Origin of the sequence: Rhizobium johnstonii 3841 (genome assembly GCF_000009265.1) — a bacterium.
In the GTDB taxonomy this organism is placed as follows: Bacteria; Pseudomonadota; Alphaproteobacteria; order Rhizobiales; family Rhizobiaceae; genus Rhizobium; species Rhizobium acaciae.
The window spans coordinates 441,330-467,917 of the sequence record NC_008380.1 but is presented as its reverse complement, the minus strand read 5'-3'; the positions used below and the strand labels follow the sequence as shown (position 1 = coordinate 467,917).

General features: G+C 62.6%; 23 protein-coding genes. 13 read left to right on the top strand and 10 right to left on the bottom strand.

What is annotated here, in order from left to right; genetic code table 11:
• Positions 1-14: 14 nt before the first annotated feature.
• From RL_RS02230 to RL_RS02220, 3 genes are all read left to right on the top strand, one after another.
• Positions 15-1,241 (top strand): DNA recombination protein RmuC, encoded by a 1,227-nt coding sequence (locus tag RL_RS02230; RefSeq protein ID WP_011650218.1) that lies wholly within the window; start codon positions 15-17, stop codon positions 1,239-1,241.
• A 194-nt stretch (positions 1,242-1,435) separates the two neighbouring features.
• Positions 1,436-2,335: a ribokinase gene (locus tag RL_RS02225; protein ID WP_011650217.1), complete on the top strand. Its 900-nt coding sequence runs from the start codon at positions 1,436-1,438 to the stop codon at positions 2,333-2,335.
• 348 nt (positions 2,336-2,683) lie between these two features.
• Positions 2,684-5,023: a methyl-accepting chemotaxis protein gene (locus RL_RS02220; RefSeq protein ID WP_028740524.1), complete on the top strand. Its 2,340-nt coding sequence runs from the start codon at positions 2,684-2,686 to the stop codon at positions 5,021-5,023.
• An 87-nt stretch (positions 5,024-5,110) separates the two neighbouring features.
• Here the strand turns inward: RL_RS02220 and ptsN are convergent, their stop codons facing one another.
• The 7 genes from ptsN to lptC all read right to left on the bottom strand — a co-directional run bounded on the left by ptsN (position 5,111) and on the right by lptC (position 11,440).
• Positions 5,111-5,575: a PTS IIA-like nitrogen regulatory protein PtsN gene (ptsN, locus tag RL_RS02215; protein ID WP_011650215.1), complete on the bottom strand. Its 465-nt coding sequence runs from the start codon at positions 5,573-5,575 to the stop codon at positions 5,111-5,113.
• Positions 5,576-5,645: 70 nt separating this feature from the next.
• Positions 5,646-6,221, bottom strand: coding sequence for a ribosome hibernation-promoting factor, HPF/YfiA family (gene raiA, locus RL_RS02210; RefSeq protein WP_011650214.1), 576 nt, complete (start codon positions 6,219-6,221; stop codon positions 5,646-5,648).
• A 292-nt stretch (positions 6,222-6,513) separates the two neighbouring features.
• Positions 6,514-7,437 carry a DMT family transporter gene (locus tag RL_RS02205; RefSeq protein WP_028740525.1) on the bottom strand — a complete coding sequence of 308 codons (924 nt, stop codon included), beginning with the start codon at positions 7,435-7,437 and terminating at the stop codon, positions 6,514-6,516.
• Between the two features lie 130 nt (positions 7,438-7,567).
• A complete protein-coding gene (rpoN, locus tag RL_RS02200; protein WP_011650212.1) occupies positions 7,568-9,127 on the bottom strand; it encodes an RNA polymerase factor sigma-54 in 1,560 nt (519 codons plus the stop codon).
• Positions 9,128-9,300: 173 nt separating this feature from the next.
• Positions 9,301-10,077 (bottom strand): LPS export ABC transporter ATP-binding protein, encoded by a 777-nt coding sequence (gene lptB / locus RL_RS02195; RefSeq protein WP_003556077.1) that lies wholly within the window; start codon positions 10,075-10,077, stop codon positions 9,301-9,303.
• 40 nt (positions 10,078-10,117) lie between these two features.
• Positions 10,118-10,759: an LptA/OstA family protein gene (locus tag RL_RS02190; RefSeq protein ID WP_011650210.1), complete on the bottom strand. Its 642-nt coding sequence runs from the start codon at positions 10,757-10,759 to the stop codon at positions 10,118-10,120.
• 15 nt (positions 10,760-10,774) lie between these two features.
• A complete protein-coding gene (lptC, locus tag RL_RS02185) occupies positions 10,775-11,440 on the bottom strand; it encodes an LPS export ABC transporter periplasmic protein LptC (RefSeq protein WP_011650209.1) in 666 nt (221 codons plus the stop codon).
• A 225-nt stretch (positions 11,441-11,665) separates the two neighbouring features.
• On the opposite strand from lptC, the gene sppA reads away from it, so the two are divergent.
• The 3 genes from sppA to RL_RS02170 all read left to right on the top strand — a co-directional run bounded on the left by sppA (position 11,666) and on the right by RL_RS02170 (position 13,430).
• Positions 11,666-12,616, top strand: coding sequence for a signal peptide peptidase SppA (gene sppA / locus RL_RS02180; RefSeq protein WP_028740526.1), 951 nt, complete (start codon positions 11,666-11,668; stop codon positions 12,614-12,616).
• Between the two features lie 29 nt (positions 12,617-12,645).
• The gene (locus tag RL_RS02175; RefSeq protein ID WP_003544934.1) at positions 12,646-12,945 is read left to right on the top strand and encodes an integration host factor subunit beta; all 300 of its coding nucleotides are present in this window, start codon (positions 12,646-12,648) and stop codon (positions 12,943-12,945) included.
• Positions 12,946-13,097: 152 nt separating this feature from the next.
• On the top strand, positions 13,098-13,430 hold the full coding sequence (locus RL_RS02170; protein WP_003544923.1) for a LapA family protein: 333 nt from the start codon (positions 13,098-13,100) through the stop codon (positions 13,428-13,430).
• A gap of 38 nt (positions 13,431-13,468) precedes the next feature.
• Here the strand turns inward: RL_RS02170 and RL_RS02165 are convergent, their stop codons facing one another.
• Positions 13,469-13,903 (bottom strand): GNAT family N-acetyltransferase, encoded by a 435-nt coding sequence (locus RL_RS02165; protein ID WP_011650207.1) that lies wholly within the window; start codon positions 13,901-13,903, stop codon positions 13,469-13,471.
• A 37-nt stretch (positions 13,904-13,940) separates the two neighbouring features.
• Positions 13,941-14,396 (bottom strand): CoxG family protein, encoded by a 456-nt coding sequence (locus tag RL_RS02160; RefSeq protein WP_011650206.1) that lies wholly within the window; start codon positions 14,394-14,396, stop codon positions 13,941-13,943.
• A 68-nt stretch (positions 14,397-14,464) separates the two neighbouring features.
• Here RL_RS02160 and RL_RS02155 point away from each other — a divergent pair, with 68 nt between their 5' ends.
• From RL_RS02155 to RL_RS02130, 6 genes are all read left to right on the top strand, one after another.
• Positions 14,465-15,112 (top strand): NUDIX hydrolase, encoded by a 648-nt coding sequence (locus RL_RS02155; protein WP_011650205.1) that lies wholly within the window; start codon positions 14,465-14,467, stop codon positions 15,110-15,112.
• 186 nt (positions 15,113-15,298) lie between these two features.
• A complete protein-coding gene (locus RL_RS02150; RefSeq protein ID WP_011650204.1) occupies positions 15,299-16,396 on the top strand; it encodes a class I SAM-dependent methyltransferase in 1,098 nt (365 codons plus the stop codon).
• Complete coding sequence (locus RL_RS02145) at positions 16,393-17,253, top strand: TrmH family RNA methyltransferase (RefSeq protein WP_028740529.1); 861 nt, start codon at positions 16,393-16,395, stop codon at positions 17,251-17,253. The genes RL_RS02150 and RL_RS02145 overlap by 4 nt, the downstream gene beginning before the upstream one ends.
• Positions 17,250-17,753, top strand: coding sequence for a signal peptidase II (lspA, locus tag RL_RS02140; protein WP_011650202.1), 504 nt, complete (start codon positions 17,250-17,252; stop codon positions 17,751-17,753). The genes RL_RS02145 and lspA overlap by 4 nt, the downstream gene beginning before the upstream one ends.
• A gap of 55 nt (positions 17,754-17,808) precedes the next feature.
• Positions 17,809-20,091, top strand: a complete 2,283-nt coding sequence (locus RL_RS02135; RefSeq protein WP_028740530.1) for a PAS domain-containing hybrid sensor histidine kinase/response regulator — start codon at positions 17,809-17,811, stop codon at positions 20,089-20,091.
• Between the two features lie 108 nt (positions 20,092-20,199).
• Positions 20,200-21,078, top strand: a complete 879-nt coding sequence (locus RL_RS02130; RefSeq protein ID WP_011650200.1) for a GNAT family N-acetyltransferase — start codon at positions 20,200-20,202, stop codon at positions 21,076-21,078.
• Between the two features lie 379 nt (positions 21,079-21,457).
• Here RL_RS02130 and RL_RS02125 read toward each other — a convergent pair whose 3' ends face one another.
• On the bottom strand, positions 21,458-23,743 hold the full coding sequence (locus tag RL_RS02125; protein ID WP_003544898.1) for an NADP-dependent malic enzyme: 2,286 nt from the start codon (positions 23,741-23,743) through the stop codon (positions 21,458-21,460).
• Between the two features lie 113 nt (positions 23,744-23,856).
• Between RL_RS02125 and mutS the strand changes: the two genes are divergently transcribed.
• Entirely contained in the window at positions 23,857-26,583 is a 2,727-nt protein-coding gene (mutS, locus tag RL_RS02120; protein ID WP_011650199.1) for a DNA mismatch repair protein MutS, read from the top strand.
• Positions 26,584-26,588: the final 5 nt, after the last annotated feature.

The following is a 26,588-nucleotide window of genomic DNA, read 5'->3' as shown; positions in this document are numbered from 1 at the left end:
GTTATGCTTGCGGCATGACCATCCATTCCGAATCGCTCGCCCTTGCCCTTGCCTCGATCAGCCCGGCCATGCTGGCGCTTGTCGGCGGCGCTCTCGCCGCCCTCGCCCTGCTGGTGATCGTGCTTCTGCTGCGCGGCGCCAGCCTTCGCCGCGAGCAGGCGGAGGAAGCGAGCTTTCGTGCTCAGGAAAACGAAGCGCGCATGGCCGAGCTTTTGAAGATCCAGGCGGAGATGCAGGGCCGCATCGCAGCGATGACCGAGGTGTTCGGCGCGCGGCAGAGCGAACTCAACCAGACGATAAGCCAACGCCTCGACGGCATGTCGCAGCGCGTCAGTTCGACGATCACCGAGCAGACGAAATCGACGCATGAGAACCTGCAGCGGCTGCAGGAGCGGCTGGCGGTCATCGATGCCGCGCAGAACAATATCCAGACGCTCGCCAAGGATGTCGTCGGGCTGCAGGCCATTCTGTCCAACAAGCAGACGCGCGGCGCCTTCGGCCAGTCCAGGATGGAAACGATCGTCGCCGACGGTCTGCCGATGGGCGCCTACGCCTTCCAGCAGACGCTTTCCAACGGGTCGCGGCCGGACTGCACGATCCGCATGCCGAACGGCGCGCCGCCGCTGGTGATCGACGCAAAATTTCCGCTCGAAGCCTGGAACGCGATCCGCGACGCCGGCAGCCCCGAGGCCGGCAAGATCGCCGGCCAGCAGTTCCGCCGCGACATGGAGGTCCATATTAGGGACATTTCCGAGAAATATCTGATCCAGGGGGAAACCCAGGATACGGCCTTTCTCTTCGTGCCGTCCGAATCGATCTTCGCCGAGATCCACGAGCACTTCGAGCCGGTGGTGCAAAAGGCGCACCGCGCGCGCGTCGTCATCGTCTCGCCGTCGCTGCTGATGCTGTCGATCCAGGTCATCCAGGCCGTGCTCAAGGATCAGCGCATGCGAGCGCAGGCGCATCTGATCCAGGGCGAAGTGGCGATCCTGATGGACGATCTCAGTCGTCTCGACGAGCGGGTGCGCAAGCTGCAGGGCCATTTCGCCATGGCGCAGAAGGATATCGACATGGTGGTCACGTCAGCCGACAAGCTCACCAGGCGCGGCGCCAGGATCGAAGCGCTGGAATTCGAGGCCGCCGTCGGCGATGCCAAGCCCGCCCGCGACAGCGAAGCCGCGGGCAAATCGGTGGAAAGCCGCACCGGTCTTCTGAAGCTCCGGGTGGTTGACGAGGAGTGACCGCTTCGGGCAGTGTCTCGCCCGCATGAAACATGCAGGAGCATGATGTCACTTGCAGGCTCCAGAACAGGATGATTTTAGGCCGGGTCGGCCTAAAATCTGAATCCTGTTCCAAATTATATAGTTAGAGCATGATGTCGTCCGAAAACCGATCACACTTTTCGGCATCATGCTCTGGAAGACGGGACACATTCATGATCACAGTTTTCGGGTCCATCAACATGGATCTCATCGCCACGACCGAGCGCCTGCCGAAGCCCGGCGAGACGGTGGCCGGCAACGGCTTTGCCACGGCCGCCGGCGGCAAGGGCGCCAACCAGGCGCTGGCAGCGCGCCGCGCCGGACGCTACGTGCATATGGCCGGCGCCGTCGGCAAGGATGCCTTCGCTGCGGAGGCGCTGGCCCTGCTCGATGATGCAGGTACCGACCTTTCCCTGATCAAACATGTCGACGGCCCCACAGGCACGGCGCTGATCCTTGTCGGCGGCGACGGCGAAAACATGATTGCCGTCGTTCCCGGCGCCAATGGCCAGGTCACGCCTGCCGATGCCGAGACGGCGATCGGCCGCATGAATGAAGGCGATATCCTGATGCTGCAGCTCGAAGTGCCGGTTGCGGCCGTCGAACGCGCGCTGTCGGCCGCCCGCGCCAAGGGCGTCACCAGCATCCTCAACCTCGCGCCGCTGATCCCCGATGCGCCGCGTCTCGGTCGGCTTGCCGATATCGTCATTGCCAACGAGACCGAATTCGAGCGGCTCGCCGGACAGGAGGGCATGGACGCGCAAGCGCGCGAGGCCGCCCTTGTGCGCCTGCACGCGGAGACGGGCCAGACATTGATCGTGACGCTCGGCGCCGATGGGGTCATCGCCATCCGCGACGGAGCGATTTCAAGGGCGCAGGGTCTCAAGATCGAACCTGTCGATACGGTCGGCGCCGGAGACACTTTCTGCGGCTATTTCGCTGCAAGCCTCGACGACGGCCTCGATTTTGTCTCGGCGCTGCGTCGTGCGGCGGTTGCCGGCTCGCTCGCATGCCTCGAGGCCGGCGCGCAACCTTCGATCCCCTTGAGCGAGGAAGTCGCAGACAGGATATAGAGGCGTCTCTTTGCGAAGCCGCCGGCAAAACTCCCTGTAATTCAGGGCGTTCCGGCGATTTTCCTTGTCTCGATCGATCGAGTTTCATTCAAATTTAAGAGATCTCCGGCGATGTTGCTCGTGGCCGCCGGCTCCTTCCCGCCTTTCGGATTCCGGCCATCCACTGCATCATTCCTTAAATCGGAATCGATCTAAGGGGAAAATTATGCAGCCATTCAAAGTGCTGCAGCGTCCCTCGCGCATCTCGAAAAGACGCGCGGCGCTGTAGGCGGCTGCCCCATGATGGGGCGAAGCCTTTGCTGCTGCGCCGGAGAATGCCCGTTCGGCGCATCCTTGCCTGAGGACCCCATGTTCATTTTTCGCATGAAATCGCTTGCCGCGAAACTCATCGTTATCACCGGCATCGCCATCGCGCTTGTTCTCATCGTTTCGAACTTTTTCCTCATCGGCCAGACCCGTGATCGTGTCCAGACGCTGACGATGGATCAGGCCAACCTCGAGGCGAAATCGATCGCCAATGATATCGCCGCCAATGTCGGCGAACTCGCCAGCGCCGCGCGCACCATGTCGGGCGTCATCGGCCGCGGCCATGAAGGCAAGTCGCTCGATCGCAAGGGCATGATCAACGTGCTGAAGGCCAATCTCGAGCAGAATGCCTTCGCCTTCGGCAGCTGGTTCTGCGAGCAGCTCGGCGCGTTTGACGGCAAGAGCACCGAGATCGCCAACAATAATGACGAAGGCACGAACAAGAACGGCGCCTTCACGCCCTACTGGTCGAAGACCAAGGACGGCGGCATCCAATATTCGACCTTCGACAATGATTATACCGCCGCATGGTGGAAGCTCGCCGCCGACAGCGGCGAGGGCGCGATCACCACGCCCTATATGGCTGAGGGAACAGACGTGCCGACGCTGCTGACCTCGATCGCCTATCCGGTCATGTCTGATGGTAAGATGATCGGCGTCGGTGGCGTCGACATTTCGCTGAAGTCGCTGACCGACAAGCTGCAGGCGCTGCATCCTTTCGGTTCGGGCCGCGTCACGCTGCTGTCGCAGGCCGGCAACTGGATCGTCGCGCCGATCCCCGAGCTGATGACCAAGGAATATGACGGCGAGGGCGCCGACATCGTCAAGTCGGCGCTGTCGAGCAAACAGCCCGGTCTGGTCAGGAACCTCACCTATGATGGCCTCGATCCCTTCGATCGCGTCGTTTATCCATTCGCAGTTCCCGGCGTCAACGCCACCTGGGTCGTGCTCGTCGACGTGCCGCACACGGCAATCAACGCGCCGGTGCGGGACCAGACCTACATGATGATCGTCAACGGGCTGATCGTGCTTGGCGCAGTCATGCTGGCGCTCTATTTCGCCGTCCGCTCTTTCGTGCAGCGGCCGCTCGACGGGCTGGTCGCCAGCGTCAAGGCGTTGAGCGACGGCGAGTATGGCGAACCGGTCGCCGCCCAGGACCGCAGCGACGAAGTCGGTTCGGTCGCCAAGGCGCTCGAAGGCTTCCGCTTCACCCTCGCCGACAGCCGCCGCCTCGAGGACGAGGCCGCAGACCAGAGGCAGGCGGCCGAGACCGAGCGCAGCCGCTCGGAATCGGAGCGCCAGGAATCGGTGTCGCTGCAGCGCCATATCGTCTCGATCGTCGGCGCCGGCCTTTCCGAACTGTCGCAGGGCAATCTCAGCCACCGCATCACCGACGAGTTCCCCGGCGAATACGGCAAGCTGAAGCAGGATTTCAACGCCGCGCTCGCCAGCCTCGAAGAGACCATCAACACGATGAACCTCAGCGTCGCCAATATCGGCTCAGGCACCGGTGAAATCAGCAACAGCGCTTCCGACCTCGCCAAGCGCACCGAGCAGCAGGCTGCCAGCCTGGAAGAGACGGCGGCCGCGCTCAACGAACTCACTGCGCAAGTCGATTCCAGCGCCGAGAATGCGCGCACGGCGGCCGATAACGTCAACCTCGCCTGCCAGGACGCCGAAAAATCCGGCGAAGTGGTGCAGAAGGCGATCGCCTCGATGCAAGGGATCGAACAGTCCTCGACGGAGGTTTCGCGGATCATCGGCGTCATCGACGAGATCGCCTTCCAGACCAACCTGCTGGCATTGAATGCCGGCGTCGAGGCGGCCCGTGCCGGGGAAGCCGGCAAAGGTTTTGCCGTCGTCGCCCAGGAGGTGCGTGAACTCGCACAGCGTTCGGCCAATGCCGCCAAGGAGATCAAGACGCTGATCAACACCTCGGCCGTCCAGGTCAAGGAAGGCGTCGATCTCGTCGGGCGCGCCGGCGGCACGCTGCACAAGATCGCCGAACAGGTGATGGGCATCAACGACCTCATCCGGCAGATCTCGGCATCGGCCAGCGAACAGGCTGTCGGCCTGAAGGAAATCAACCAGGCCATGAACCAGATGGACCAGGTGACGCAGCAGAATGCGGCCATGGTAGAGGAAGCGACCGCTGCCAGCGTCGCACTCAACGACGAGGCACAGACGCTGAAGGCGCTCGCCACGCGCTTCAACGTCTCGGGTTCGGGCAACGCCGCAGCCCTTGCCTCCGTCGCGCAAAGGATGAGGGCACCGTCGACTTCAGCCCCTTCGCATCGCGCGGCCGCCCCGGCGGTCCGCCGCGCGGCTGCCCCGTCGCGCGGATCCGCTGCCGTGGCGCAGGACAGCTGGGAAGAGTTCTGATCGTTCAGCCCTTCATAATGCAAAAGGCGCCTGGGAGATCAGGCGCCTTTTGCATTCGAGAATTAATGCGTTATCGCGCCACGCGCGTCAGGCAGCGTTCGACGTCTGCTCTTCGTTGAGGAAGGCGTAGATCGCCGAGGCGGATTCGGTGGCGCGCAGCTTGGCGACCAGATCGTGATCGCGCAGCACGCGGGCGATACGCGACAGAGCCTTGAGATGATCAGCGCCCGCGCCCTCCGGCGCAAGCAGCAAGAACACGAGATCGACGGGCTGGTCGTCCAGCGCCTCGAAATCGACCGGCTGCTCCAGCCGGGCGAAGATGCCGACGATCGAATGGATATTTCCCAGCTTGCCGTGGGGAATGGCGATGCCGTTGCCGACGCCGGTCGAGCCCAGGCGTTCGCGCTGCAGGATGACGTCGAAGATCTCCCGTTCGGAAAGCCCGGTGATCCTGGCGGCTCTTGCAGCCAATTCCTGAAGCAACTGTTTCTTGGAATTTACTCTGAGGGCGGGAATGATCGCATCCTGATGGAGCAAATCTGCCAATGCCATTTCTTTTTCCTTCTGTCGCCGGGATCAAATGCAAGGAGCGGCGGCAACACCGCCGCTCACCACGCTGATCTCAGCCTTTGATACTGGCTGAATCGATCCAGCCAATATTTCCGTCGTGCCGACGGTAAACGATGTTCAGATGTTCCTTGCCGGGGCTGCGGAACAGGAGAAGCGGCTCGTCGGTCATGTCGAGCGCCATCACTGCGGTGGCGACCGACATGGTCTTCAGCTGCTTCGTGCTTTCTGCGACGATCGCCGGAGCGAAATCGTCGGCGATTTCATCATCGTGATCAGGAACGGAATCCATAACCGTGTAGGAGACCTCTGCAAAACCATTCAGATGGCTTCCGGCGTGATGGTCCTTCAGCTTGCGCTTGTATCGCCGCAGCCGCTTTTCGATCCGCTGGGAAGCCGCGTCGAAAGCCAATTGCGGGTCGGTCGCCTCGCCGGCCGCATGCAGCACCACCCCGCTGTCGAGATGCAGCTTGCAATCCGCCGAGTAACGAGAACTCGCCTTTTCCACGGTCACCTGGCCGGAATATCCCCCGTCGAAGTATTTCGTGATGGCCATACCAATTTGGTCCTCGATCTTTTGACGGAACGATTCACCAATTTCCATATGTTTCCCGGATACACGCACACTCATGGAGTTTCCCTTCTTATGGTCGTTTGCGGGTATCAGTTTACGCCAAGCCTCGGGTTCATCCAAGCACTTCGCACAATCTCAAGCAAGATCGGCTTAGGCCTGCGGGTCCTTGGTGCCCTTCTGATGCTGGGGATAACTCCAGACGCCGTTCACGGCATCGATTGCGGCGGGCTTCTAGCCAGAGCGTACCGAAAAGTCAATAGGGCGCCGAATCACCCTCGGCGGCACGCGGTCAACGTGTGGCGGATACCTTGTCGGCCAAAGCATGTCGCCGGTCGCCAGTCCATCAACTTTACGCGTTTCGCGCTTGCGTTGCGCCCCTTCTTGCAGGGATCGTCATGGCGGCGACACCTGATATGACGCAGATGAGTCCGATCCAGGCCGTCGGGCTCAGCCTTTCGCCGAGGAAGACGATGCCGATCGCCACACCGATCGGCACTCTGAGATAGGCTTGCGCGGTGGTTCCGACCGAACCCAGCGTCTGGACGAGACGGAAATAGATCACAAAGGCAAGCGCCGTCGAAAAGGCGGAGAGGGCCAGCAGCGCCAGCATCGATGCCGCCGAAGGATCGAGTTCCCACGGCCGATCGACGACGAGGCTCGTCGGCAAGAGAATGACCGCGCCTGAGATCAACGAGCCGGCCGCCGGCACTGCCGGATCGAGCCCCTTGAAATTCTTGCTGAAAATCGCGGCACCTGCATAACAGATGGTCGCCAGGATGATGGCAAGCTGCGCCGTCAGGTTTTCACCGAGACCACTGAGCGCCTCGACGCCGATGACGAGGCAGATGCCGGCAAGCCCGGCCATGACGCCGAAAAGCCTTCGCAGCGTCACCTGCTCATGGTGGGTGATCAGCACCGCCAGCAGGAAGGTGAAAATCGGCGTTGCCGAATTCAGGATGACCGCCAATCCGGCATCGACGGACTGTTCCGCCCAGGCGATTAGCGTGAAGGGGACGACGCTGTTCAGGCAGGCCTGAACGAAAAACCGCCGCCAGGTGGCACGATCGCGCGGCAGACGGACACGCCGGTGGTGCAGGACGGCCAGCAGAATGCCCCCGGCAATCAGCGTGCGGGCGGCGATCAACGTTATCGGCGGGATCGTCTCGACGCCGATCTTGATGAAGCTGTAGGAGGAACCCCAGAGGGTCGCCAGCACCAGCAGCAGGAAAAGCTCTCTGGCAAGGCTGGAATTTTGCGGCGTCATGGTCGGCATTTCGATATTCGTTGAAGACAATTCAAAGGGTTGCAGCGCCATTGCGCGTCTGAAAAGACGCTGGGGCGCTGGAGAGGAATAGCGGGATTTGCGGACAAGATGCTTCGATCGAGGTCGAAGCATTGCTGCGTCAGAAGCCCGCGACCTTGGCGAGCGCCCGCTTCTCGCGGCGGCGCTGGACCGACGAGGCGATGTTCATTGCCTCCCGGTATTTCGCAACGGTGCGGCGGGCGAGATCGACGCCGCCCTTCTTCAGCATGTCGACGATATCGTCGTCGGAAAGCACCGCCTCCGGGCTCTCCTGCAGGATCAGCGCGCGGATCTTGTGACGCACGGCCTCGGCCGAATGGCTGTCGCCGCCGGCGACGGCGCTGATCGAGACGGTGAAGAAATATTTGAGTTCGAAGAGGCCGCGCGGCGTCAGCATATATTTGTTCGACGTGACGCGGCTGACGGTGGATTCATGCATCTTGATTGCCTCGGCGACCGTTTTCAGGTTCAGCGGGCGCAGGTGATCGACGCCGTGCAGCAGGAAGGCGTCCTGCTGGCGGACGATTTCGCTTGCCACCTTCATGATGGTTTTTGCCCGCTGGTCGAGGCTGCGGGTCAGCCAGTTGGCGCTCTGCAGGCAATCGGAGAGGAAGGCGTGGTCCTCGCCGTTCTTCGTCACACGGGAAAAATAGGACTGGTTGACCAGCACGCGCGGCAGCGTATCCGGATTGAGCTCGACCAGCCAGCCGCCGTCCGAGGCGTGCCTGACGACTACATCCGGCGTGATCGCTTCGGAAACACCCGCTTCGAAGCCGCTGCCGGGCTTGGGATTGAGCTGACGGATCTCGCCGAGCATGTCCAGAAGATCTTCCTCGTCGACGCCGCAGAGCCGCTTCAACGTGGCAAAGTCGCGCCGGGCCAGCAGTTCGAGGTTTTCGACCAGAGCCTGCATGGCCGGGTCGTATCGGTCCTTCTGCCTGAGCTGGATCGCCAGGCATTCGGCGAGGCTACGGGCGAAAACACCCGGCGGATCAAGGCTCTGGAGCGTAGCAAGCACGCGCTCGGCCTGTGCGAGGCTCGTGCCCAGCCTCTCGCCCGCCTCGACGATATCGGCCTGCAGATAACCACAGTCGTCGAGCTGGTCGACGAAATTCTGCGCGATCAGCCGGTCGGCCATGTCAGGCAGGACGAAGGGGATCTGCTGGGCGAGATGATCACGCAGCGACACTTGGCCGGCGACGAAATCGTCGAGATCATAGTCGGCGCCCTCGCCGCTGCCCGGCATCGACTTCCACTGGCTGACGAGCTCCGGCGCATCGAGGCGCTGCGGGGCACCGTCATCAGGAAAGACATTGGTGTAATTGGCGTCGAGTTCGTCGTTCAGCCGGCTGGTACTGGCGCTGCCGCCATTGTCATACCAGTCGCTGGAGAGCGCCTCGGTGCGGTTGTCGTAGCCATCGTCCGACCCGGCATCCTCCGGCTGATGAGCATATTCTCCATCTTCGGCTTCGCCGCGTTCACCGCCCGCCTCGCCGTCATTCGACGGAAATTCGAGTAGCGGGTTCTTCTCCACTTCCAGGGCGATAAACTGGTTGAGTTCGAAATGAGTCATCTGCAGCAACTGGATGGATTGCATCAGTTGCGGTGTCATCACCAAAGACTGGGTCTGGCGCAGGAAAAGATTGGCGGACAGTGCCATGACGGACGCGAAACTCCCCTCGATTCCTCCGGGAAACCGCGTCCGATCAAGGCTTCAGGCCACGGAAATCCAAGTTGGCCCAAAAATTGCTTTTTTATTGTATTTGGTCAAGCGGAACTATGACGGCACGGTGAATTTCTGCCGATCCGGCCTAAAATCATCCGGATCCGGCGTCAGAGGCTGAAATTGTCGCCGAGGTAGAGCCGGCGCACTTCCGGATTGTTGACGATGTCGTTCGCCCGACCATGGGTCAGCACCTCACCGGCATGGATGATGTAGGCGCGGTCGATAAGGCCCAGCGTCTCGCGCACATTGTGGTCGGTGATGAGCACGCCGATGCCGCGTGCCGTTAGGTGGTGAACGAGATTCTGGATGTCGGCGACCGAGATCGGGTCGACGCCGGCAAAGGGCTCGTCGAGCAGCATGAAGGTCGGGTCGGTCGCAAGTGCACGCGCGATTTCGAGGCGGCGGCGCTCACCGCCGGACAGGGCGACGGCGGCACTTTTGCGCAGCTTCTGGATATGGAATTCTTCCAGCAGCTCGTTCAGCTTCTGCTCGCGCTCGGCCTTGTCCTTCACATGCACTTCGAGGACAGCGCGGATATTCTCTTCCACCGTCAGGCCGCGGAAGATCGAGGCTTCCTGCGGCAGGTAACCGACGCCGAGGCGCGAGCGGCGGTACATCGGCATGGTCGTGACATCGTTGCCGTCGATCTCGATCGTGCCTTCATCGACCGGCACCAGGCCGGTGATCATGTAAAAACAGGTGGTCTTGCCGGCGCCGTTCGGGCCGAGCAGGCCGACGGCCTCGCCACGGCGCACCACCAGCGAGACGCCGTTGACGACGCGCCGCGTCGCATAGGTCTTCGTCAGACCCCGTGCGATCAGCGTTCCCTGATAGCGGCTCTTGTCGGCGGCGCCCGCAGCTTGTGGCCCGGGCTTGCCGAACATGGTGGATAGCGATGATAATTTCACGTGGGAGGCCGGCTTCTCAGTTCTGCTTCTGCTGCTGCGCATTCGGCTGCGATTTCGGATCGAGCTGAATCTGGACACGCCCACCGCAGCTTTCAAGCTCCGCCTGGCCAGTCTGCATGTGAACCGTCAGTTTGCAGCCGGTAAAGACGTTCGGCCCGTCCGACAGAATAACTTTATTCCCCTCATCCGCGGTGAGGATGAATGTCTGCGAGGCCATGTCGAAATTGCCATCATCGGCGGTCGCCGTCTGCGTGCCCGAGCTCAGAAAGACCTTGTCCGTCACCAGGATCTTGTCGATATCGGCACTTCCCGATGCAAGCGAGGCCGACTGATCCGGCTGCGCTGCGGGCTGCGCGCCGTCAGCGGCCGGCTTTGCCGCCTTGTCCTTGTAATAGACGGTCATCTTGCCGGACTGCATCGTCGTCGTCCCCTGGACGACCTTGACGTTGCCGGTGAAGAGCGCGGTGTGTTCCTGGTCGCGGATCTCCAGCTTGTCGCTTTCGATCTGGATTGGCTGGTCGTTGGACAGCTTCATGCCCGGCATCGTCGCCGTCGCCTGCTGCGCGCCGGCGCCCGAGGCCGTCAGAATAAGGGCAAATGCGCCGGCAATGAATGCCATGCCTGTCTTGCAAGTGGAAATGCGACAATCTTTTGTCATGGATGACCCGGCTGGTTAAGTGCCCTGTTTATGGATGGTGGATGGATCGACATTCATTCGAACATTCCCCTCGAATGTGATCACCCGCCCCTTATCGGTTATCTGAAGCGTCTTCGCAACAATGGAGGCATTGTCCTTGGTGATGGTGACGGGGTCGTCGCTCCGCATGTTTCCGCCCTTGATGTCGAGCTCTGCGGACTGAAAATTCGCATTGAGGCCGCTGCTCAGCACCAGGGTGAAGGGGGCCGTCATATGCAGGTTGTCGGTGGTGCGGTTGTAATCAGCGGTCGAGGCTACGACGCGGGCGATCAGGCCGTCATTCATCGGCACGGCGGCCTTGATGGTCTCAAGCGTGATGAGATTGGGATTGCGGATATCCTGCAGAGCCCTTTCGGCCAGCATCGAATAGTTGATGCCGTCGGAATTGCGTCCTGATATCGCCGGCTTTTCCATCACGACCTTGCCGTTCTCGATCTTGGCGCCTTCCATCTTGACATTCTCGGGCAGATAGATGCTGACCAACGCCACCGCGGTGAGGCTCGCCGCGATGATGAGGGCCGCCACCGGCAGCAATATCTTCAGCCGCCGCACGCGGGCGGAATGGAACAAGGCATCGCCATAGGCATTCCTGCCGGACCCTGAATAGGCGGCATGTCCGTTGTTCTTCAGGGTATCGAGCATAGGCCTCGTCCATGTGCGGTGATCGCCGCGCCTCGATAACAAAGCCGGCCGCCAATCACAGTTCGTTTCGCATTATTACATTGGCTTGCCAATATGGAATTTTTTCTGCAACAAGCAACAAAACGGAAAAACATTGAAAATTGGCATTCGTACGGGCCGCTGCCACCCTATTTCACCGGATCGATCGGCGGCATGCCGAAGCCGGTGCCAGCGCTGGAGGTTTCTATGGACAGTTCGATCATCGCCGATCGCCGGCGGTTGCGCCGCAAGCTGGGCTTCTGGCGCCTCATCGCGGTGGCCCTCATCGTGGCACTTGGTTTCGCCTTCTACCGCTTCGCCCTCGGCGATGCCGGGACGCAGCGCCCGCACATCGCCCATGTGACGATATCCGGGCTGATCGTCGATGACGACGAGCTTCTCGAGCGGTTGAAGAAGGTCGAGACCAGCGACCAGGTGAAGGCAGCGGTGATTTCGATCTCCTCGCCCGGCGGCACGACCTATGGCGGCGAAAAAATCTTCAAGGCGATCCGTGCGATATCTGCCAAGAAGCCTGTCGTCTCCGACGTGCGCACGCTTGCCGCCTCCGCCGGCTACATGATCGCAACCGCCGGCGATACGATCATTGCCGGCGACAGCTCGATCACCGGTTCGATCGGCGTCATCTTCCAGTATCCGCAGATCCAGCCGCTGCTCGACAAGATCGGCGTTTCGCTGCAGGAGATCAAGTCCTCGCCGCTGAAGGCCGAGCCCTCGCCCTTCCACGAGGCGAGCGAGGAAGCCAAGACGATGATCCGCAACATGGTGGTCGACAGCTATAACTGGTTCGTCGACCTGGTCGCCGACCGGCGCAAGCTGCCGCGCGACGAGGTGCTGAAACTGGCCGACGGCACGATCTATACCGGCCGCCAGGCGCTGAAGGTGAAACTCGTCGATGCAATCGGGGGCGAGGCAGAGATCCGCGCCTATCTGACGTCACGCGGCGTCGACAGCGATCTGCCGATGGTGGACTGGGACAAGAAGAGCAATACGCCCTTTCTGCTCGCTGGGGCTGTTTCTCGGTTGATTACGATCTTCGGTTATGATGATCTCATGAAAACCCAGGATATCAATGGAATCCTGCCCCCAAAGTTGCTTCTTGACGGGCTGCTTTCAGTTTGGCAGGTTGGCCACGATTGATAAGAAATCAATAATTTAAGGGGGCGAAAGTGATCAAGTCCGAATTGGTGCAGATTGTTGCCGCACGCAACCCGCATCTCTATCATCGCGACGTCGAGAATATCGTCAACGCGGTTCTCGACGAGATCACGGATGCATTGGCTGCGGGTAACCGAGTCGAATTGCGCGGCTTTGGCGCCTTTTCGGTCAAGAACCGCCCTTCGCGCTCCGGTCGCAACCCACGGACCGGCGATACCGTCTTCGTCGAGGAGAAGTGGGTTCCCTTCTTCAAGACCGGCAAGGAGCTGCGCGAGCGGCTTAATCCCGGCCAGGCCGACGAAGAGGATTGAGCCGTCGCTGCCTGCGGCGAAACCGCACTTGAACTCGGGGGCCGTTTTCCTATTCTGGTAACGCATCGTGCTTTGCGTGTCCTACATAGCGCTGCAAGCATGAAACGCGCCCAGCAAAAAGACCGGCGCAATCTGCCGCGTGGAGACATCAAATGGCCAAGAAGATCGTCAACCTGTTGATTCTGCTGCCGCTCGGCGTCATCCTCATCGTCTTCTGCGTCGCCAACCGGCAGAGCGTCACGCTCGCCTTCAATCCGTTCCGGCCGGAAGATCAGGTGCTTGCAGTTTCAGCGCCCTTCTTCGTCTTTCTGGTCGTCGCGCTGATCGCGGGCATGCTGATCGGGGCGGCCGCCACCTGGTTCAGCCAGGGCAAACACCGCAAGCGCGCCCGCACCGAGGCCAAGGAAGCCATCCGCTGGCAAAGCGAGGCCGACCGCCACAAGAACCGCGCCGAGGAAATCGCCGGGCAGCTGCCGGCGCGGTGAAACTGGTCAATATTCGATTGGCTCGGGCTCGGCTGCCGTCAAGCCGGAAAAAAGCTCAGTTCCTCATAATCGCCCTCCGGCGAGGTGCCGTTGCCGGTCACGTGGAAACCGTGGGCAAGGTAAAACGCCTTTGCCCGCCGGTTCTTCACCAGGCATTTCAGCCGGTATCGGTGCTGCGGCCATTCCGGCAGGGCGTGCAGCAGCGCCGTGCCTGCACCCTGACCCTGGAATTCGGGGCTGATATAGAGCATGTGGATGAAATCGTCCTCCGGCCAGAGCGACAGGAAGCCGGCGACGCTGCCGTTTTCATGCGCGCAGACGAAGACTGTCTCGCCATTGGTATGGGCGGCAAAATCCTCGCGATAGAACTTGCCGGGATCGACCCAGACGAATGTTTCGCGGCGCACGGAAAGATAAATCTCCGCGAGCATTTCCTGGTCTTCCGCCCGCGGCGGCCTGATGGTCCACGTCATGACGTCGATTTAAACAAACCCTTCGCCCGCGCCAAGCCTAACCGGCCGCCATCTTCGCGACGACGGCGGCATTGAAATCCGAAAAGAACCCTTCGGCGAGCTTCTGCGAGGTCGAATCGAGCAGGCGGGCACCGAATTGAGCGAGCCTGCCGCCGAGTTCCGCCTTCGACCGGTAGCGCAGGATCGTCTCGACGCCCCATTCCTCGAGCACGATATCGGCGCTGCCCCTGGCGAAGCCGGCAAGACCACCCTTGCCTTCGGCCGACAGCGTGTAGCTCTTCGGCGCATCGACATTGGAAAGCGTCAGCAGCCCATGAAAGGTGGCAGACAGCAGACTGACCTTGACCTTGATCGTCGCCTCGAAGGCGCTCAGCGACAGCCGCTCGATGCTCTGGCAGCCCGGAATGCAGCCGCGCATGATCTCGGGATCGTTGAGCGCTGTCCAGACGACGTCCCGTGGCGCAGCGATGCGTTCTTCGCCGGAGAAATCCATTCGATGGCCCCATCTTCGATTCGCTCATCTTATTCCAGCGGGAAAGCGCTTTGCCAAGGCGGGACGGAATGTTATCTGCCGGGTTCCGATCTGGCACACATTTGACACACATAGGGGATGGGCCGATGAACGACGAACTGAAGCCCTGGAGCGTGACGGCAAGCCGCATCTCCTATGAAGATCGCTGGATCCGGGTCCGGAGCGACGATTGCATCACCGCCGATGGAACTGTCGTCGCGCCCTTCCATGTGCTCGACTACCCCGACTGGATCAACGTCATCCCTGTGATGCCTGACGGGCGCGTGCTGCTGACACGGGAATATCGGCACGACCGCGGCGAGATCGTGCTCGGTCTGGTCGCCGGCAGCCTCGAACCCGGCGACAGCAAGACCGGCGACGCGGCGATGGCGGCCGCCCGGCGCGAACTGCGGGAAGAGACCGGCTATGAAGCCTCGACCTTCATCAAGCTGCTCACCTCCTATCCGAATGCCGCCAGCCAGAGCAATATGGTGACGAGCTGGCTGGCGCTTGGTCTCAGCCGGGCCGGCGAACCGTCTTTCGACCCCGGCGAGAAGGTCGAGCTGCTGTTTGCGGATCTTGCTGCCATCCTCGGCGAGTTGCAGTCCGGCGCGGTCATCATGCAGTCGATGCATGTGGCAGCCCTCTATGCGGCGGAAAGCTGGCTTCGCATACAGGCCTCCGAGGGCTTGAAATAGGCGCCGCGCCGGGAAAACCCTGTCCTCTTGCCCGGGCTGACCGGCAGCGCAGTTGATCCGCCCCGCTTTTCTGGGCTACTGCATATTCAAAGTGCCGCAGCGCGCTTTGCGCGTTTCAAAAGACGCGCGGGCCTGCAGCCGAAGCAAATCCGATAAGACACCCCGACAGAGACGCGGAAGAGCACGTTGAAACAGAGAGAAGGCCGGCCGGGCCAGAAGAAAACATCAGGTCCTTCCGGTGAAAGCCGCAGGGACGATCGGGCAGGCCGGCCGCCGAAGCCGGTCGCGCGGCCTGCGGCAACCCGTGAGGCGGTGCGCGAGGCTGCTGTGCCTGCCGCCGTCGCGCGTCCTCTGATGACACGCAGCGGCGAGCGTCCGACCGAGCGCGTGCCCGTCATCCTCGAATCGCTCGGGGCCGGCGATTTCCATCTGATCGACAGCGGCAACGGCGAAAAGCTCGAGCAATACGGCCCCTATCGCATCATCCGTCCGGAAGCCCAGGCGCTGTGGCGGCCTTCTCTGCCCGGCCATATTTGGGAAAAGGTCGATGCCGCCTTCACCGGCGACACCGACGAGGAAGGCACCGGCCGCTGGCGTTTCCCGAAGGAGGCGCTCGGCGAGACCTGGCCGCTCAATCTGCTCGGCGTCGATTTCCTCGGCCGCTTCACCTCCTTCCGCCATGTCGGCGTCTTCCCCGAACAGATCGTCCACTGGAGCTGGATGAAGGATGAGGTCGAAAAGGCCGGCCGGCCGCTGAAAGTGCTGAACCTCTTCGGTTATACCGGCGTCGCTTCGCTGGTTGCCGCCGCAGCCGGCGCCGAGGTCACCCATGTCGACGCCTCGAAGAAGGCGATTGGCTGGGCGCGGGAAAACCAGGCGCTCGGACGCATGGAGAAGCTGCCGATCCGCTGGATCTGCGAGGATGCGATGAAATTCATCCTGCGCGAGGAACGCCGCGGCAGCCAGTACGATATCATCCTCACCGATCCGCCGAAATTTGGCCGCGGCCCCAATGGCGAGGTCTGGCATCTCTTCGAGCATCTGCCGTTGATGCTCGATGTCTGCCGCGAGATCCTGTCGCCGAAGGCCGTCGGCCTGGTGCTGACGGCCTATTCGATCCGCGCCAGCTTCTATTCGATCCACGAGCTGATGCGCGAGACGATGCGGGGCGCCGGCGGTGTAGTCGAATCCGGCGAGCTGGTGATTCGCGAAGCCGGCACCGACGGCAAGACGCAGGGCCGCGCGCTTTCCACCTCCCTCTTTTCCCGCTGGGTGCCGAAATGAGCAAGGATTTCCACGATCAGGGACCGCGCAGGGTCGGACAGGTGAAGGAAGTCACCTCGCTCGCCAATCCGATCATCAAGGATATCAAGGCGCTGACGAACAAGAAGTCGCGCGAGGAAAGCGGTACTTTCCTCGCCGAAGGACTGAAGCTCGTCATCGATGCGATCGAACTCGGCTGGGCGATCCGCACGCTGGTCTATGCCAAGGCAGCCAAGGGCAAGCCGCTGGTGGAGCAGATGGCGGCAAAGACCGTCGCCTCGGGCGGGCTGGTGCTCGAGGTCAGCGAAAAGGTGATCGCCTCGATCACCCGCCGCGATAATCCGCAGATGGTCGTCGGCATCTTCGAACAGCGCTGGAGGCCGCTGAAGGGTATCCGACTGAGCGAGGGCGAGACATGGGTGGCGCTCGATCGGGTACGCGACCCCGGCAATCTCGGCACCATCATCCGCACGGCCGATGCGGCCGGGGCTTCCGGCATCATACTTCTCGGAGAAACGACCGATCCCTTCTCGCTCGAAACGGTGCGGGCAACCATGGGCTCGGTCTTTGCCGTTCCGCTCGCGCGGGCGACGCCAGAGGAATTCATCGCCTGGCGGAAATCGGCCGGCGTTTCCGTCGTCGCGACACATCTTGCCGGGGCGGTCGATTACCGGACGATCGACTACCGGAAAAAGCCCGTCGTGCTGTTGATGGGCAACGAACAATCCGGCCTGCCCGAGCAGCTGGCCAGGGAGGCCGACGCGCTTGCCCGTATTCCGCAGCAGGGCCGCGCCGATTCACTGAACCTCGCCGTTGCCACCGCCGTCATGCTTTTCGAGGCGCGCCGCCATCTCCTCTCACTTGCCGAGGGCAAATGACCGAACAGACGCATGCACGCCCGGCGCTGTTTTCGCGCCCGGCGCCGATCCTCTTCTTCATCGTCGTCGCCGTTCTGATCGACCAGGCCGTCAAGATCGCCGTCGATCATTACCTGCCGCTGCAGGAGGCGGTGCCCGTCGTTCCGATGCTGGCGCTCTACCGCACCTACAATCTCGGCGTCGCCTTTTCGATGCTATCAGGCATGGATGGCTGGTTCATCGTCGGCATGCGGCTCATCATCGTCGCCTTCGTCATCTGGCTGTGGTACCGCACGGCGAAGGATCGCTGGATCGCCCATCTCGGTTATGCGCTGATCATCGCCGGTGCGATCGGCAATCTCGTCGACCGCTTCGCCTATGGGCATGTGATCGATTACATTCTTTTCTACACCGAGAGCTGGTCCTTCGCGGTCTTCAATCTCGCCGACAGTTTCATCACCATCGGGGCCGGCTGCGTCATTCTCGACGAGCTGCTTTTGCCGAAAAAGGCCGGCCGCTAAAATCTTATCGAAATCCTGAAGGCATTCGGAACGGGCCTCATGTTAGCTAGATAGCATGCAGAACCTGGGACAGTTGCAGGAAAGATTGTCCGCCGCCTTCGGTGGACCCGCCGCCAAGCCGCTTGAGAAGCGGATGGAGGTCTTTTCCCCACGGCCCAACGCAGCGGCACCCCGGGGCGCCGATGACCGCCAGGGCGGGCCTGCACCGACACGGCGCCTGCTGTTCTACTGGCTGGGCGGCGCCGGCCTTCTGGCCGCAACAATCCTGATGCTGCTAGCCCATGCCGGCGATCCGCTGCTGCTTTCTGGCGGTCTCGTCGTTCTTGGGCTTGCCGTCATCGCCAGTTATGCCCTGCTGATGGTTCGCTCGCGCAGGGCCGGGCAGCGCCCCGGTCAAACCATGCCGGATGGGAACGGCGGCGCAAAGCTGTTCGCCGACGTGCACGACGTGCTCGGCGACATCACGGTCAGCCGCACCATGGACCGGCGCATCATCTCCGCCAACGACACATTTCGCCGCCTGACCGGGCGGCTGCGCCCGGAAGGAAAAACCTGCGAGGAAATCGGGCTTGCTTTCCGCCCCGGTCCGATACCGCATTGCTACGATGTCGAGATCTCGACACCGGAGGGCCAGCGTATCTTCCTCTGGCGCGATGTCGTCACCCGCGACCCGGCGAACGGCCGTCTGCTGCTGCAGAGCGTTGCCCGCGACGTGACCGACGAGCGGCTGATCGCGCAGGGCCGGGAGGAGGCCCGCCAGAAGGCCGAGTATAACAGCGCCGCCAAATCGAGGCTGCTTGCCACCGTCAGCCACGAGGTGCGCACGCCGCTTTCCGGCATCCTTGGCATGACACATCTGATCGCCGAGACGCGGCTGACGCAGGAACAGCAGAACTATCTCGCGAGCATCCGCCAGTCCGGCCATGCATTGACGCAGCTCGTCGAGGATCTGCTCGATTTCTCCACCATCGAGGTCGGCCGCTTCGCGCTGCACCCGCGCTCGGAATCGCTGCGCAAGCTTCTGGAAAGCGTCGTCGAGATGCTTGCCCACCGGGCGCATGAAAAGGGTATCGAGATCGGCGCCACCGTGTCATCCGACGTGCCCGAAAATATGAGCTTCGACCCGGCGCGGCTGCGCCAGGTTCTGTTCAACGTTATCGGCAACGCCGTGAAATTCACCCAGGTCGGCGGCGTCTTCATCCGCGTGTCGCTCGACGGCGACGACCTGTCGATCACCGTGACCGACAGCGGCCCCGGCATGACGGCGGAGGAGCAGGCGCGCGTCTTCGGCGAGTTCGAGCAGGGCGGGAGCGTTACCGACAAGAGCAGCGGCACCGGGCTCGGCCTTGCCATCTCCGCCCGCATCATGCGCGAATTCAACGGCGCGCTGACGGTTGCCAGCGAAAAGGGCAGAGGCAGCGAATTCACCATCCGCTTTCCTGTCGATATCGGCAGCGAGCGCCCCGACCGGCGAAACACGCTGCTTGCCGGCAACAGCGTCGTACTGCTGGCGCCGGCAGGTGCGGCGCGCACTGCCATCGCCGAAACGATCACTGCGCTCGGCGGCCTCTGCCATCTCGTCGGCGACGGCGAGACGGCGCGGGCAACACTGCTCGAGCTGGCAAAGGGCGGACGGCGGCCGACCGACATCATCATCGACCATCGCATGTCGGCGGAATTTTCCGCCCATCTTGCCGATCGCGCCGACATCGCCGCACTTGGCCTGCGCAAGGTCCTGCTCGTCAATCCGGAAGAGCGCAGCGCCCATCCGCTCGACCTCTTCGATGCCTGGCTGATCCGGCCGCTGCGCGAACAGTCGCTGATCGACGTACTGCGCGGTCGCATGCGCGGCATGGAGAAGCGCGACGCGTTGAACGACAACCAGCCGGGCTTCGGCCTTTCGGTGACGGAGACAATGGTTGCCACCCGCGGGCTCAGCATCCTGCTCGGTGAAGACGATCCGATCAATGCCATGCTGGTGCGTGTCGTCCTGGAAAAGGGCGGGCACAAGGTGCGCCATGTCGAGGATTTCGAGACCCTGCTCGACTATGCGCTCTGCGAGGCCAATGACCGGCCCGATATCATCATCAGCGATCTCTCGATGCCTGGCGGCAACGGCATCGACATGCTGGGACGCCTGCGCGGCCACGAGCGACGGCTCGATCTCGCCTCGGTGCCGGTGATCGTGCTGACTGCCGACAAGAGCGACGAATCGCGCCGCCAAGTCTTGCTCAACGGCGCCAACCGCGTCATGATAAAGCCGGTCGATCCGGTGCGGCTGCTGACCGAAGTTCAGGCGGTCGCCGCCCTTTCCGCCCGTCGGGCAGAGGCGCGGTGAGCTCCTCAGAAACCGGCACGCTTCTTGCGGCTGGAAATTCAAAATGTCACTTTCCTGTCGTAGAGAAGTGTTTTATGGCGTCGATAAGCCGGCAACGGGAGAATCGTCATGTCCGCCATCGACATCCTGAATCGTGACACCACGGCGGAGGCTGCACGGCCCTCGACGGCTGCCGTGCAGAAGGACGGCGATATCCTCGGCCGCATCGGCAATCTGGAGACCCGCCTTGCCCGCACGGCACGCGAGATCGATGCCGCCCAGGCCGTGCGCTACCGCGTTTTCGTCGACGAAATGAAGGCGCAGCTGCCGCTGGACGCCATGCGCCGCCAGCGCGATGTCGACGCCTATGACGCTGTCTGCGATCATCTTCTCGTTCTCGACCGCTCGATCGAGGGCGACCCGGAAGACCAGATCGTCGGCACCTACCGTCTGCTGCGTCAGGATGTCGCCATCGCCAATGGCGGTTTTTACTCGGCTTCCGAATTCGAAATCGAGGGCCTTATCGCCAAACATCCGGACAAGCGCTTCATGGAGCTCGGCCGCTCCTGCGTGCTGCCGGAATACCGCACCAAGCGCACCGTCGAGCTGCTGTGGCAGGGCAACTGGGCCTACGCGCTGAAGCACGGCGTCAGCGCCATGTTCGGCTGTGCCTCTTTCCCCGGCGTCTATGCCGAAAGCCACGCGCTGGCGCTGTCCTTCCTCTACCACAATGTGCTGGCGAAAAACGAATGGGCCGTCGGCGCCCTGCCGCATCTGGCCCGCAACATGGACCTGATGCCGGTCGAGGCCATCAACCCGAAGCGGGCTCTGATGGCCCTGCCGCCGCTGATCAAGGGCTATCTGCGCCTCGGTGCGATGGTCGGCTCCAGCGCGGTCGTCGATCATGCCTTCAACACGACCGACGTGCTGATCGTGCTGCCGATCACCAGCATTTCGGACCGTTACCTGAATTATTACGGCGCCGACGCCGGCCGCTTCGCGAGCTAGAGCCCCTGGTCGCCACGACCCTAGCCATCAATTTCGTATAAGCGAAACAGCTGGCGACCACGATGGCTAGAACAACAAGCTTGTTACTCAACTTGATCTCATGTTCAGGAGGCGCGCTCGAGGCCGAGCACGATCGGCCGGCAATGGCTAGAGCATGATGCCGAAAAGTGTGCGCGGTTTTCGGACGACATCATGCTCTATTTCTTTGATTTAGATCAGGATTCAGATTTTAGGCCGATCGGGCCTAAAATCATCCTGATCTAGTAGGCCTTGGCGATCAGGATGATTCACCCCTCGGCGCCAGTCTAAAGCCGGATAAATGCCCGGCCGACGCACGTCAGCCGGGCACCAAAAGGCGTCTCAGAAACGCCGGACGAGGTTACGAACCCGCCCCGTAGGCGGCGATCGCCGCCATGTTGACGATGTCGCTGTCCTTGGCGCCCATCGAGGTGATCTGCACCGGCTTGTCGAGGCCGACGAGAATCGGGCCGATCACCGTGGAGCCGCCGAGCTCCTGCAGCATCTTGGTCGAGATCGAGGCCGAGTGGAAAGCCGGCATGACGAGAACGTTGGCCGGCCCGGAGAGGCGGCAGAAGGGATATTGCTCCATCACTTTGCGGTTCAGAGCGACGTCGGCGGCCATCTCGCCGTCATATTCGAAATCGACGCGGCGCTTGTCGAGGATTTTCACCGCCTCGCGCACCCGCTCGGAGCGTTCGCCCGAGGGATGGCCGAAGGTGGAATAGGCCAGCATGGCGACACGCGGCGGATAACCCATGCGCCGCGCCAGACCGGCGGCCTCTTCGGCGATATCGGCAAGCTCTTCGGCCGTCGGCATGTCGTGCACCGCCGTATCGGCAACGAAAACCGTGCGGCCGCGGCAGAGCGCCAGCGACACACCGATGACGCGGTGGCCCGGCTTCTCGTCGATGCAGCGGCGCACATCTTCGAGCGCCGTCGAATAGTTTCGGGTGATGCCCGTCACCATGCCGTCGGCATCGCCGAGCGCCACCATGGTGGCGGCGAAGTGGTTGCGGTCGTTATGGATCAGCCGCTGGGCGTCGCGGTGGAGATAACCGTGCCGCTGCAGCCGGGCGTAGAGATAGTCGATATAGGCCTCGACCCGGGTCGAAAGCCGGGCATTGACGATTTCGAGGCCCGGCCGGTTGAGATCGATGCCGGCGCGTTCGGCCGTCGCCCGGATCAGGTCCTCGCGGCCGAGCAGGATGGCGGTGCCGAGCTGCTGGTTGGCGTAGGACATCGCCGCACGCAGGACCTGTTCTTCCTCGGCCTCGGCAAAGACGATGCGCTTCGGACGGCGGCGGACGCGCTCGTAAAGGCTGGCGAGCGTCGAGGCGATCGGATCGCGGCGCGCCGAAAGCTCGCGGGCATAACCGGCCATGTCGGTGATGACCTTGCGGGCGACGCCGCTTTCGATCGCGGCTTGCGCGACCGCCACCGGGATCGCCGAGATCAGGCGCGGATCGAAGGGAACGGGGATAATGTATTGCGAGCCGAAACGCGGCCGGTTGCCCTGATAGGCGGCAACGACGTCATCGGGCACGTCCTCGCGGGCCAGGTTTGCCAGCGCGTTGACGGCGGCAATCTTCATCGCGTCGTTGATTGTGGAGGCGCGCACATCTAGAGCGCCTCGGAAGATATAGGGAAAGCCGAGGACGTTGTTGACCTGGTTCGGATAGTCCGAACGGCCGGTCGCCATGATGGCGTCGTCGCGGATGCGGGCCACCTCTTCCGGGGTGATCTCGGGATCGGGATTGGCCATGGCGAAGATGATCGGCCGCTCCGCCATCGAGCGGATCATCTTGGCCGAAAACGCGCCCTTCTGCGACAGGCCGAAAACGACGTCCGCACCTTTCATCGCCTCTTCCAGCGTGCGCGTGTCGGTCTTTGCCGCATGCGCCGATTTCCACTGGTTCATGCCCTCGGTGCGGCCCTGGTAGATGACGCCCTTGGTATCGCAGAGGATGACGTTCTCTGGCGCAAAACCCATCGCCTTGATGAGTTCGACGCAGGCGATCGCCGCAGCACCCGCACCGTTGCAGACGAGCTTCGTCGTCTTCAGGTCGCGGCCGGTCAGCTCCAGCGCATTGATCAGGCCGGCAGCGGCAATGATCGCCGTTCCATGCTGGTCGTCATGGAAGACGGGAATGTCCATCAGCTCGCGCAGCCGGCTTTCGATGACGAAACAATCCGGCGCCTTGATATCCTCGAGGTTGATGCCACCGAAGGAGGGACCGAGGAAACGCACGCAGTTGATGAACTCGTCGACATTTTCCGTATCGATCTCGAGATCGATGGAATCGACGTCAGCAAAGCGCTTGAACAGCACCGCCTTGCCTTCCATGACGGGCTTCGAAGCCAGCGCGCCGAGATTGCCGAGGCCGAGGATCGCCGTGCCGTTGGAAATGACCGCAACCATGTTGCCGCGGGCCGTGTAGTCATAGGCCGTCTGCGGATCGGCGGCGATCGCCTTGACAGGCACGGCAACGCCCGGCGAATAGGCAAGCGAAAGGTCGCGCTGCGTCGCCATCGGCTTGGTCGGGTTGATCTCCAGCTTGCCGGGCCGACCCATTGCGTGAAAATCGAGCGCCTCCTGGTCGGTAACCGAGGTCACCGGCCGGTCCTTCTTATCGATATCGGGCATAAATCCTCCAACGTCCTGTGGGCGACGCTTTGCTCTTCCTCAAATGCTGTTGTCATCTATAGCGGCGCGCGGATAGGGTTGGCACCTGTTTTTTTGGGAAAAACTCCACCTCCGTGAACGCACGAATAGATACAGGGAATGAAGCCTTTTCGGCTGCCGAGCTTGCCACGGCGGAAAGCCGTGCCTCGGCGACGCCGATGATGGAGCAATATATCGAGATCAAGGCGAACAATCCGGATTCGCTTCTGTTCTATCGCATGGGCGATTTCTACGAGCTGTTCTTCGAGGATGCGCTGGAAGCCTCACGCGCGCTCGGGATCACGCTGACCAAGCGCGGCCAGCACATGGGCCAGGATATCCCGATGTGCGGCGTTCCGGTGCATGCGGCCGATGATTATCTACAGAAGCTGATTTCGCTCGGCTTCCGCGTCGCCGTCTGCGAGCAGATCGAGGATCCCGCGGAAGCGAAGAAACGCGGCGCGAAATCCGTCGTCAGGCGCGACGTCGTCCGCCTCGTCACTCCCGGCACGATCACCGAGGAAAAGCTGCTTTCGCCCTCGGAATCCAACTATCTGATGGCGCTGACCCGCATTCGCGGCAGCGGCGAGGCCTTGCTGGCGCTTGCCTGGATCGATATTTCCACCGGCGTCTTCCGGCTTGCCGAGACCGAAGCCTCGCGCCTGCTTGCCGATATCCTGCGCATCGATCCGCGCGAACTCATCCTGCCCGACACCATCTTCCACGATCCCGAACTCAAGCCGGTCTTCGACGTGCTCGGCCGCACAGCCGTGCCGCAGCCTTCCGTGCTCTTCGACAGCGCCAGCGCCGAAGGCCGGATCGCGCGGTATTTCGGCGTCGCGACGCTCGACGGCTTCGGCACCTTTTCGCGCGCCGAGCTGGCGGCCGCGGCTGCCGCCGTCGCCTATGTCGAGAAGACGCAGATCGCCGAGCGGCCGCCGCTTGGAAAGCCGGAGCGGGAAAGTGCGGCTTCGACGCTGTTCATCGATCCTGCCACCCGCGCCAATCTCGAACTTGCCCGCACGCTGTCTGGCGATCGCAACGGTTCGCTGCTGAAGGCGATCGACCGCACCGTCACCGGCGGCGGTGCCAGGCTTCTCGCCGAACGGCTGATGTCGCCGTTGACCGACCCCGCCCGCATCAATGCGCGGCTCGATTCGATCGGCTTCCTGATCGACGAGCCCTTGCTCTGCGGCAATCTGCGCGACACGTTGAAACATGTGCCCGACATGCCGCGTGCGCTGTCGCGGCTGGCGCTCGACCGCGGCGGCCCGCGCGATCTCTCAGCGATTCGCCAGGGCCTTGACGCGGCGGGCGGAGTTGCGGTGATGCTCGGCAAGGCGGTGCTGCCCGAAGAGCTCGGCCAGGCGCTGTCCGAGCTGCAGGCCCTTCCCGCGACCCTGGAAAAGCTGCTTGCCGAAACGCTTGCCGAAGAATTGCCGCTGTTGAAACGCGATGGCGGCTTCCTGCGCGACGGCGCCAACGCCGAGCTCGACGAGGTCCGGGCACTGCGCGACCAGTCGCGTCGCGTCATCGCTGGCTTGCAATTGCAATATGCCGAGGAAACCGGCATCCGGTCGCTGAAGATCAAGCACAACAACGTCCTCGGCTATTTCATCGAAGTCACCGCCGGCAATGCCTCGCCGATGACGGAGACGGCGGACGCGAAGGCCCGCTTCATCCACCGCCAGACGATGGCGAACGCGATGCGCTTCACCACGACCGAACTTGCCGATCTCGAAAGCCGCATCGCCAATGCGGCCGACCAGGCGCTTACGATCGAACTCGAAGCCTTCGACAGGATGACGGCGGCCGTCGTTGCGGAAGCCGAGGCGATCAAGTCGGGCGCCCGGGCGCTCGCGGTCATCGACGTCGCCGCAGGCCTGGCGCTTCTCGCGGAGGAGCAGGCCTATTGCCGCCCGCAGGTCGACGGCTCGAAGATGTTTGCCATCGAGAGCGGGCGCCATCCGGTCGTCGAGCAGGCGCTGCGGCGGCAGGCGGGCGGCCCCTTCGTCGCCAATCATTGCGATCTGTCGCCGAAGACCGGCGACCGGGACGGGGCGATCTGGCTACTGACCGGCCCGAACATGGGCGGTAAGTCGACCTTCCTGCGCCAGAACGCGCTGATATCAATCCTGGCGCAGATGGGCTCCTTCGTGCCGGCGACATCGGCCCATATCGGCATCGTCGACCGGCTTTTCTCGCGCGTCGGCGCCTCCGACGATCTGGCGCGCGGGCGCTCGACCTTCATGGTCGAGATGGTGGAAACGGCGGCGATCCTCAACCAGGCAAGCGACCGTTCGCTCGTCATCCTCGACGAGATCGGCCGCGGCACCGCGACGTTCGACGGCCTGTCGATCGCCTGGGCCGCCGTCGAGCACCTGCATGAGGCCAATCGCTGCCGCGGCCTCTTCGCCACGCATTTCCACGAGTTGACCGTGCTTTCGGAAAAGCTTGGCCGGCTGTCGAACGCGACGATGCGCGTCAAGGAATGGGACGGCGACGTCATTTTCCTGCACGAGGTCGGGCCGGGTGCGGCTGACCGCTCCTATGGCATCCAGGTCGCGCGCCTTGCCGGGCTTCCGGCCTCGGTCGTGGCACGCGCCCGCGACGTACTCACCCGTCTGGAAGATGCCGACCGCAAGAACCCGGCGAGCCAGCTGATCGACGACCTGCCGCTCTTCCAGGTGGCGGTGCGCCGCGAGGAAACGGCCCGCGGGGCCTCCAAGGTCGAGGAGGCGCTGAAGGCGATGAGCCTTGACGACATGACGCCGCGCGAGGCAATGGATGCGCTTTACGACCTCAAGAAAAAGCTGAAATAGGAGCG

Excerpts from the sequence above, each read along its gene's own strand:
- RL_RS02230 (WP_011650218.1), top strand. The coding sequence starts at position 15 with ATGACCATCCATTCCGAATCGCTCGCCCTTGCCCTTGCCTCGATCAGC.
- RL_RS02225 (WP_011650217.1), top strand. The coding sequence starts at position 1,436 with ATGATCACAGTTTTCGGGTCCATCAACATGGATCTCATCGCCACGACC.
- RL_RS02220 (WP_028740524.1), top strand. The coding sequence starts at position 2,684 with ATGTTCATTTTTCGCATGAAATCGCTTGCCGCGAAACTCATCGTTATC.
- ptsN (WP_011650215.1), bottom strand. The coding sequence starts at position 5,575 with ATGGCATTGGCAGATTTGCTCCATCAGGATGCGATCATTCCCGCCCTC.
- raiA (WP_011650214.1), bottom strand. The coding sequence starts at position 6,221 with ATGAGTGTGCGTGTATCCGGGAAACATATGGAAATTGGTGAATCGTTC.
- RL_RS02205 (WP_028740525.1), bottom strand. The coding sequence starts at position 7,437 with ATGCCGACCATGACGCCGCAAAATTCCAGCCTTGCCAGAGAGCTTTTC.
- rpoN (WP_011650212.1), bottom strand. The coding sequence starts at position 9,127 with ATGGCACTGTCCGCCAATCTTTTCCTGCGCCAGACCCAGTCTTTGGTG.
- lptB (WP_003556077.1), bottom strand. The coding sequence starts at position 10,077 with ATGTTCGGCAAGCCCGGGCCACAAGCTGCGGGCGCCGCCGACAAGAGC.
- RL_RS02190 (WP_011650210.1), bottom strand. The coding sequence starts at position 10,759 with ATGACAAAAGATTGTCGCATTTCCACTTGCAAGACAGGCATGGCATTC.
- lptC (WP_011650209.1), bottom strand. The coding sequence starts at position 11,440 with ATGCTCGATACCCTGAAGAACAACGGACATGCCGCCTATTCAGGGTCC.
- sppA (WP_028740526.1), top strand. The coding sequence starts at position 11,666 with ATGGACAGTTCGATCATCGCCGATCGCCGGCGGTTGCGCCGCAAGCTG.
- RL_RS02170 (WP_003544923.1), top strand. The coding sequence starts at position 13,098 with ATGGCCAAGAAGATCGTCAACCTGTTGATTCTGCTGCCGCTCGGCGTC.
- RL_RS02165 (WP_011650207.1), bottom strand. The coding sequence starts at position 13,903 with ATGACGTGGACCATCAGGCCGCCGCGGGCGGAAGACCAGGAAATGCTC.
- RL_RS02160 (WP_011650206.1), bottom strand. The coding sequence starts at position 14,396 with ATGGATTTCTCCGGCGAAGAACGCATCGCTGCGCCACGGGACGTCGTC.
- RL_RS02155 (WP_011650205.1), top strand. The coding sequence starts at position 14,465 with ATGTTATCTGCCGGGTTCCGATCTGGCACACATTTGACACACATAGGG.
- RL_RS02145 (WP_028740529.1), top strand. The coding sequence starts at position 16,393 with ATGAGCAAGGATTTCCACGATCAGGGACCGCGCAGGGTCGGACAGGTG.
- lspA (WP_011650202.1), top strand. The coding sequence starts at position 17,250 with ATGACCGAACAGACGCATGCACGCCCGGCGCTGTTTTCGCGCCCGGCG.
- RL_RS02135 (WP_028740530.1), top strand. The coding sequence starts at position 17,809 with ATGCAGAACCTGGGACAGTTGCAGGAAAGATTGTCCGCCGCCTTCGGT.
- RL_RS02130 (WP_011650200.1), top strand. The coding sequence starts at position 20,200 with ATGTCCGCCATCGACATCCTGAATCGTGACACCACGGCGGAGGCTGCA.
- RL_RS02125 (WP_003544898.1), bottom strand. The coding sequence starts at position 23,743 with ATGCCCGATATCGATAAGAAGGACCGGCCGGTGACCTCGGTTACCGAC.